Source organism: uncultured Fretibacterium sp., assembly GCF_938040765.1.
Classification (GTDB): Bacteria; Synergistota; Synergistia; order Synergistales; family Aminobacteriaceae; genus CAJPSE01.
On the sequence record NZ_CALIAA010000302.1, the window covers coordinates 1 to 7,995 of the forward strand.

Consider the following 7,995-nt stretch of genomic DNA (forward strand, 5'->3'; position numbering starts at 1 on the left):
CCGCATCCCTCTACACGGTGACCGGAGCGTCCTTCTCCGTCGTCGACCTGCCGGTCTCCGACCCCGCATGGTCGGACTACTCCGGCGGCATCGCCGCCCAGATGGGCATCCACACGGGCGTGACCAGCAACATGGGGGCCAGGAAAGGCGGGGCCGCCGCCGGCCTGAAGGACGGCGAGAAAATCGGCAAGGCGGGCACGATCCGCTTCGAGTCCCTGGGACGGAAGGTCGAGATCGACGTCTCCGCGGACGACACGGTGAAGAGCGTCATGGACCGGCTGCGTTCCCAGGCGGGAGACTGGCTCTACGTGAACTACTTCGACGCCCGGATGGGGGACAAGAACGGTCAGGCGGGCGATTATCCCATCCTCTCCATCGCGGCCAGGGACGGCTCCGCCGTCAACGTGGTGGACGTCAAGGGCAGTGTGGCACGGGAGAAGCTGGCCTTGAACACCGGCATTCAGGGCGAAAAAAGCTTTTTGGATGCGGCGGGGAACCTGCTTCCGGCGGAGATGTGGGAGGAGGGTCACACCCCGGCACGGACCTTCGACGTCACCGTGGCGGGATACACCCACACCATCGACCTGACGGCGATGCGCGACACGAACGGCAACGGCAGGATGGACGTGCAGGACCTGGTTGCAACGATCAACGCCCGAATGCAGGATTACGACGTACGGGCCGAGCTGAACAAGGACGGACACCTCGTCCTGTGGTCGCCGCGGGGATACGCGGTTGCGGCGAAGGCCTCCCAGCTGAAGGCGGACGGCTCGTTCGACTCGGACATCACCGACACCTTCTTTGGCGCGGGCGTTTCGGCAAAAACCCCCTATCGGGGCGGCTACAAGCTGGAGGACGCGGCCCGGCCGGGTCCAAACGGCGACAACACGATGCACACGCAGAACGTGACGATCCGCAGCGGGGCGAACCAGAGAAAACAGGACATCTTCGGCGTGCTGGACGACGTGATCGCCGCCGTGAAGTCCGAGAACCGCACCGCGATCTCCGACGTCATGCTCCCGCGCATCGACCGCTTCATCGACAACCTTCTCAAGGTGCTCTCCACCAACGGGGCGCTCCAGAACCGCTACGAGAGCAACAAGGCGCGGCTGGTGGCCGATGACGTCCAGATGACCGAGTCCCTGCAGGACCTGGTCTCGGTCAAGCCGGAGGAGGCGATGACGGAGCTGATGATGGCCAAGTTCATGCAGGAGGCCAGTTTGTCGGTCATCTCCCAGATCATCCAGCCGACGCTGCTGAACTTTCTGAGGTAGCGTGCGGCCGGGGACGAACGAGGAACAGGATGGACGAGGAACATAAAGGACAGGGTATAGGGATAGAAAAATGCCGGAGACTTTTGTGAGCGAGCGCTTTGGAGAGATTACGTACACGCAGGACGACGTCCTGTCCTTTCCCCGCGGCCTTCCCGCGTTTGAGAACAACCGGAGCTGGGTCCTTGTTGGGGACGAGGACAAGGCCGTCAAATGGCTGCAGAACATCGAGGACGGTGCGTTGGCCCTGCCGGTGACGACGCCGGACGCCGTGATGCCGGACTACAACGCCCGCATCCCTGAGGACGAGCTGGAGCTGGTGGGTTCGATGGACCCGTCGGACCTGGCGCTCCTCATCGTGGTGTCCATCCCGGAGGCGGCGCCGTGGAACATGACCGCCAACCTGAGGGCCCCGATCCTGCTGAACCTCAAGACGCACCGGGCCGTTCAAGTGATCGCCCTGAACGAGGAGTATCCCATCCGTCACGTCGTCTTTCCGGAGGACGTTCGGGAGACGATGAAGCGGACGGCGATCCTCCAGGGGGAGACGAGCTGATGCTGGTCCTCAGCAGAAAGATCAACGAGTCCATCCAGATCGGGACCGACGTCGAGGTCACGGTCATCGACGTGAGGGGCGATGTGGTGCGCCTGGGCATCAACGCGCCGCAGAAAACGCAGATATGGCGGAAGGAGCTGTGGGACGTCATCGTCGAGGAGAACAGGGCGGCGGCCAAGGCGGCCAGAGTGGACAAAAATTCGCCCCAGACGGTCCCGACGCCGCAGCTGCCCGTATCGGCCTTCTCGCGGCTGTCCAAGATCAGGACCGTTCACCCCGGGAAACCGAGGCGGGAGGAATAGATTTCAACAGGAATACTTCAAGATGTTCATGGAAGGGTGGGATGCGGCCGCGAAGGACGCGACTTGAATTTCCGTTGAATTTTTGTTAAGTTTTTGCCGTTTGTTTTGAGCGCTCAAGGGAGACCAGGATGGTCTGCAAGGTTCGGATTTTGTGATGCGGGGCAGGAAGCCCCGGACGCAGGAGGCTAAGAGAACATGAGGATTTACCACAACATACCGGCGCTTTACGCTTACAATGCATTGAATGCGACGAACAACGCGCTGCAGAAGTCCATCCGTACGTTGTCCACCGGCCTTAGGATCAACTCGGCGGCGGACGACGCGGCGGGGCTGGCCATCAGCGAGAAGATGCGCTCGCAGATCAACGGCCTGAACATGGCGGTGCGCAACGCGCAGGACGGCATCTCGATGCTCCAGACGGCGGAGGGCGCGCTGTCCGAGGTGCACAGCATCCTCCAGAGGATGCGGGAGCTGTCGGTTCAGGCGGCGAACGACACGCTGACGCAGCAGGACCGGCAGTACATCCAGCTCGAGATCGACCAGCTGAAGAGCGAGATCGACCGGACCTCGACGGCGACGCAGTTCAACAAGAAGCGTCTGTTGGACGGGAGCTCCGCGGGCCTGTGGTCGTCGAACGACCTGGCGACGAAGGCGTATATCCGCGGCTCTCTGCGCCAGATCGACCGGTTCGGCCAGAAGGCGGCGTTCGAGGGGAACTACAAGATTCAGATCAACGCGAACCCCGGCCAGGCCGAGGCGATGAAGACGGACGTCTTCAAGATCAAGCACAAGAACGTGGTGATGGGCGTCAGCCTGAACGATCAGGCGGGCGTGTCCGGGCTGCGGGTGGACAACCTCCCGGCGGGGAGCTACACGGTGAAGACGGCCGCTGCCGCGGCCGACTCCGGCGTGGCCGTCACGGGGCAGTATGGGTTCTCCGGGAAGTTTCATAAACTGGAAGTGACACCGGTTCCCGCAGGTACGAAAGGTAAAAAAATCAATGTTTCCGTCAACGGCGTTAGTAAGGAGGTTACGTTGACTGCCGCCGGGACAGACCCCACCTTGGATGAGATCGTGACCGCGATCAACACGGCACATGCGGGCCTTGCCTCTAAAGACGGAACCAAACTTGTTCTATCCTCGGCTGTAGGGGCAATCAAGATTACTGATGGAGATATTGGCGCCAGTTTTGCGACAGCCTTCCCGACGACAGACTCTACTGAAGTACCCGCTACGCTACCAGATCTTCTCACCCCTGATGTGACGGATGCTAATCTAAAGAATAACGCCAGCATCCTCTACGAGGTGGTCTCGGTCAACGCACAGTCGAAGAGCGTGACGTTGAAGGCGACGGCCAACATCCTGAGGCCGGACGGCACCGTGACCACCAAAGTAAACGACAACATCGTCCTGACCGAGGGAGATGCGGTTGACCTCAGCGAAAAGCTGGGGCTGGGATCTACCGGAGCGTTCAAGCTCGAACTCAAGGCGGGGATGACGGGGGCTTTCAGCGTCGGCAGCAAGTTCGTCCACAACGTCACCAAAAAGACCGGCACGGCGGCCAAGGACATCACGGTGGAGGTCAGCGGGACGCAGACGGAAACCTGGCCCTTCAAGTGGGGGGGCAACGTCACGGACAAGACCCTGAAGTTCGGCCTGGATGCCGAAAAAGTGACGGAGAAGGAGCTGCACTTCCGGAACTTCTACCTGAACAGCAAGAACGGCACGGTCTACGAGGGCGACATCGTCCTGAAGACCAACGCCACCAAGATGACGGCGGACAAGACGCTGGCGACGTTCGAGGCGGCGTACATCGGCCAGGTGGCCAAGAAGGACGTGCACCTGCGCGACCTGGACAAGTTCTGGGACAGCCAGGGGCGATTCCTCCTGACGGACCCGCAGACCATCAACATCGCCCAGGGCGACGGCAAGAACACCTCCATCACGCTCTACGCCACGGACACGCTCGCGGAGCTTCGGAGCAAGCTGAACGGGGCGATCGCGAACGGCCTGGGCCAGGCGCGCTTCGCGGTGAGCCATGCGAACAGCTTCGTCACCTTCGTCGAGGAGGGGACGAAGCAGGAGTACGGCCTGGAGACGGTTCCGGGCACGTTCATCATCCGCTCCATGGTGGCGGGCGCCGCGGGCAGACTGTCGTTCTCGGGCGACGAGGACCTGATCAAGGCGCTGTCGCTGAACGTGGTGCAGGAGGCGAAGGAGAACTCGTTTACGGCCTCCATCTACGACGCGCACAACGGGGCGACGGTGGTGAACAACGTGACGGTGTCGGGCAACCAGCTGATCGGGGTGATTCACCCGAACGTGGACGTGGAGTTCGACCCGATGGCGAACATCAGGGTGGAGTGGAACGAGAACCTGAGGAACTTCGAGCTGAAGAAGATCGATACGCCCTACGAGACGATCCTGCACCTCGTGGACAACAGCACGGTGTTCCAGGTTGGGGCGAACGAGGGCGAGGACGTTGCGATCGACATCGGGAACATGTCCGCGGACGCCCTTGGGGTGACGCGGGTGATCGTGACGGACCGTGTCTCCGCGGCGCGTGCCATCTCGATCCTGGACAACGCGATCGCGAAGGTGTCGACGCAGCGGGCGAAGATCGGGGCGTTCCAGAACTCCCTGGAGCACACGGTGACGAACCTGACGACGACGGGCACGAACCTGACGGCGGCGGAGAGCCGAATCCGCGACGCGGATATGAGCCTGGAGATGCTGAACTTCACGAAGCTCCAAATCCTGTCCCAGTCGGGCACGGCGATGCTGGCGCAGGCAAACCAGCTTCCGCAGACGGTACTGAGCCTCATCCGCGGGTAGCTCGGGACCGGATAAGTTCTGAGTTGAAAACAGGTAACGCAGCGAGGGGGGCTTCGGCTCCCCTCGTTGCGTCATGAGCCCCTGGATTTACAACCCGGCAAGCAAAAAAAGAGGAGCCCTTTGGCCCCTCTTTCACTCGAATTCACCCGACGGCCCGCGCCCTACATTGACGCCTGCGAGATCATCCAGATCGCCTTGCTGTAGCTCTCGATGTAGCCGTCCATCTTTGCGGAGACGAGGTAGTTGTTGGAGGCGTCCGCGTCCGCTTTGATGGCCTTGACGCTCTCCAGGAGATGCTTGAAGTCGCCGAGGAGGGACGCATGGCCGAAATCTTTTTAACCGATCTTGTCCAATAGCTGCTGAACGCTCTTCTTGCCGAACATCACCTCATCGTCGTTGACCACGAGACAGGGGACGCTCATCACGTTGTACCGGTCCTTCATGGCCTCAAAATGGTTGATGTCGTACACCTCCGCCGTCACCAGCGGGTTCAGCGACGCGATCTGCTGAGCGGCCGCGACCAGCTCCGGGCACATCGTGCAGGAGAGGGAGACCAGAATCTTCATGCGGATTGCCCTTCCAATCCCCTGGATCCTTGCCCTCGTCTCGTCATCCAGAGGCTGGCCTGGCCCCGCAGCGTTGTAAAGCCCCAAGAGGAAGGAGGTGAACTCGTGCCCGCCCGGGACGCCATGAAAGGCCAGGCCGGTCTCCGTGCCATCCTCCTTCAGGACCCTGACGCAGGGCAGCTCGGCTTCGGGGAGCCCCGTGCCCGTCCTCACGGTCAGCTTGTCCGTCACTCCCGCCAGCTCCTCCATGTAGCCTTTGAGCTCGCGCGAGACGGGGCGATCGTCGAGGCTGAGCTCCAGAACCAGCTTCCGCTCCATGCGCTCGAAAATGACGTCCATCTGCTGGCGCATCTCCGGCGGGAAGAGCCCCCCTTCCGAGGACTGTTTCGCCTCGGCCTTTGTGTTCCGCTCCGGGGCGGCGTCCCTGCGAACCGGTTTTTGGGGGTGGAGGCCCGTTTTGGTCTGCATGACGGCCGCGTACTTCTCCAGCTCCGTCGCCGCCGTCGCCCCGTCGCCAACGGCGGTGACGACCTGACGCAGGTTCTTCACGCAGACGTCGCCCGCGGCATAGACGCCGTCCCGGCTGGTTTTCTGATTGCGGTCGGTGATAACGTAGCCCTGAGGATCGAGCTCTACCTTTCCCTTGACCAGTTCCGTGTCCGGAGCATAGCCCGCGAACACAAACACGCCGAAGGTGTCGTTCCCGCCCGTGGAGAACTCGGTCTCCTCCCCTGTCCTGGAGTTCCGGTACCGAATCCTGCGGAGGGCGGTATCGCCCGAGACGTCCTCCACCTGCGTGTTCGTCAGCACCGTGATCTTAGGATGGCTCAGGGCCGCCTGCGCTGTCGCCTCGGCACAGCTGAAGCCGTCCCCGCGGATCAGTACCGTCACGTGACGGGCGTACCGGGTAAGAAAGACGCTCTCCTCCGCCGCGGCGAAACCGCCGCCGACGACGAAGACCTCCTTGTCCGTGAAGAACTCCCCGTCGCACGTCGCGCAGTAGGCCACGCCGTGGCCGCGGAACTCCGCCTCGCCGGGGAACCCGATCATCCTCGGATGCGCACCCGTCGCGATCAGGACCCCGAAGCAGGAGTAGACGCCCCGGTCCGTATGGACCTTCTTGACGTCCCCATCCAGCTCCAGATCCGTCACCTCGGCCATCAGGAACTCCGCGCCGAAGCCCTCGGCCTGGACGCGCATGGCCTCGGTCAGTTCCCGTCCGTTCGTCCGTCCCACCCCGGGATAGTTCACGACCTCGGAGGTGATCGTGATCTGACCGCCGAAGGTCTCCTTCTCGACAACCAGCACCCGGTAGCAGGCGCGGGCGAGGTAGAGGCCTGCCGTCAAACCGGCAGGCCCTCCCCCTACTACGACAACATCATAAAAGTTCCGGTCGTCCATCAGAGTTTGCCAACCAGGTCCAGGCTCGGCTTCAGGGTCTCCGCGCCGGGCTGCCACTTCGCCGGGCAGACCTGATCTCCGTGTTCGGCCACGAACTGGCTGGCCTGCAGGCGGCGGAACAGCTCTTCGGCATTGCGGCCCACGTTGCCGGCGTTGACCTCGTACACCACGATCTTCCCCTCGGGATTCACGATGAAGCTGCCGCGCTCCGCCAGGCCGGCGTCCTCGATCAGCACCTCGAAGTCCCTGCTCAGCGCGTGCGTGGGGTCCGCCAGCATCGGATAGGTGATCTTCCCAATGCGATCGGACTCGTCGTGCCATGCCTTATGGACGAAATGGGTGTCCGTGGAGACCGAGTAAATCTCGCAGCCCGCCTTCTTGAAGTCGGCATACTTGTTCTGCAGGTCCTCGAGCTCCGTGGGGCAGACAAAGGTGAAGTCCGCGGGATAAAAGAAAAAAACGCTCCACTTTCCGAGAATATCCGCCTTCGTGACGGTCTTGAACTCACCGTTATGGTACGCCTGAACCTTGAAATCGCTAACTTCTTTGTTGATCATGGACATCAGAAATTCCTCCTTAAGATATGCGTCGGTTCGTCCGACGCGTTGTTCCATTGCAGGGCGGAGCTCCAACAGCGGATGTCCCGCCCGGTCAACCCTGTTCTTTACGCCCCTCCGGGCGTGCCTTTCCGCGGCACTCGTCACAGACGTAGGAGAGTTTGAGATCGTAGGAATCGATATGGAGCCCCGTCTCCGTCCTCAGGTATTCCGTAAGGTCCCCCAGAAAGACGTCCTTGAGCTTCCCGCATCCCCGACAGACCAGATGGTCGTGCCGCAGAGTGCGGTCGTAGCGATCCGGCTGTCCCTCCACACTCAGTCTGCGGATCGCACCCTGTGCACAGAGGGAGTTCAGGTTGTTGTAGATCGTCGCCATAACGACGGAGGGATACTGCCTCTTCATCTCCAGAAAAACCTGCTCGGCGGTCATATGACCCCCCACCCTGTTCACGATCTCCAGGATGCCGCTGCTGTACTTTGCCATGCCGCTCTCCGTACTTAGAATTA

Annotated in this window: 7 protein-coding genes; 4 read left to right on the forward strand and 3 right to left on the reverse strand. The window is 61.8% G+C overall.

Features of this window, described 5'->3' with window-relative positions; genetic code table 11:
• The 4 genes from Q0176_RS10540 to Q0176_RS10555 form a co-directional block, all read left to right on the forward strand.
• On the forward strand, positions 1–1,274 hold a 1,274-nt coding region (locus Q0176_RS10540; protein ID WP_299302653.1), incomplete at its 5' end, for a flagellin.
• A gap of 70 nt (positions 1,275–1,344) precedes the next feature.
• Positions 1,345–1,827: a flagellar assembly protein FliW gene (locus Q0176_RS10545; protein ID WP_299302656.1), complete on the forward strand. Its 483-nt coding sequence runs from the start codon at positions 1,345–1,347 to the stop codon at positions 1,825–1,827.
• A complete protein-coding gene (csrA, locus tag Q0176_RS10550) occupies positions 1,827–2,129 on the forward strand; it encodes a carbon storage regulator CsrA (protein ID WP_299302659.1) in 303 nt (100 codons plus the stop codon). Before Q0176_RS10545 ends, csrA begins: the two co-directional genes overlap by 1 nt.
• A 195-nt stretch (positions 2,130–2,324) precedes the next feature.
• Positions 2,325–4,964, forward strand: coding sequence for a flagellin (locus Q0176_RS10555; RefSeq protein WP_299302662.1), 2,640 nt, complete (start codon positions 2,325–2,327; stop codon positions 4,962–4,964).
• A 335-nt stretch (positions 4,965–5,299) separates the two neighbouring features.
• Here Q0176_RS10555 and Q0176_RS10560 read toward each other — a convergent pair whose 3' ends face one another.
• The 3 genes from Q0176_RS10560 to Q0176_RS10570 form a co-directional block, all read right to left on the reverse strand.
• Positions 5,300–6,931: an FAD-dependent oxidoreductase gene (locus Q0176_RS10560; protein WP_299302665.1), complete on the reverse strand. Its 1,632-nt coding sequence runs from the start codon at positions 6,929–6,931 to the stop codon at positions 5,300–5,302.
• Positions 6,931–7,494 carry an alkyl hydroperoxide reductase subunit C gene (gene ahpC, locus Q0176_RS10565; protein WP_299302667.1) on the reverse strand — a complete coding sequence of 188 codons (564 nt, stop codon included), beginning with the start codon at positions 7,492–7,494 and terminating at the stop codon, positions 6,931–6,933. The genes Q0176_RS10560 and ahpC overlap by 1 nt, the downstream gene beginning before the upstream one ends.
• Positions 7,495–7,582: 88 nt before the next feature.
• A partial coding sequence (locus Q0176_RS10570) for a transcriptional repressor (protein WP_366797457.1) occupies positions 7,583–7,995 on the reverse strand: 413 nt, incomplete at its 5' end.

Coding starts and splice junctions, on each gene's coding strand:
- Q0176_RS10555 (WP_299302662.1), top strand. CDS start 2,325: ATGAGGATTTACCACAACATACCGGCGCTTTACGCTTACAATGCATTG.
- ahpC (WP_299302667.1), bottom strand. CDS start 7,494: ATGTCCATGATCAACAAAGAAGTTAGCGATTTCAAGGTTCAGGCGTAC.
- Q0176_RS10560 (WP_299302665.1), bottom strand. CDS start 6,931: ATGGACGACCGGAACTTTTATGATGTTGTCGTAGTAGGGGGAGGGCCT.
- csrA (WP_299302659.1), top strand. CDS start 1,827: ATGCTGGTCCTCAGCAGAAAGATCAACGAGTCCATCCAGATCGGGACC.
- Q0176_RS10545 (WP_299302656.1), top strand. CDS start 1,345: ATGCCGGAGACTTTTGTGAGCGAGCGCTTTGGAGAGATTACGTACACG.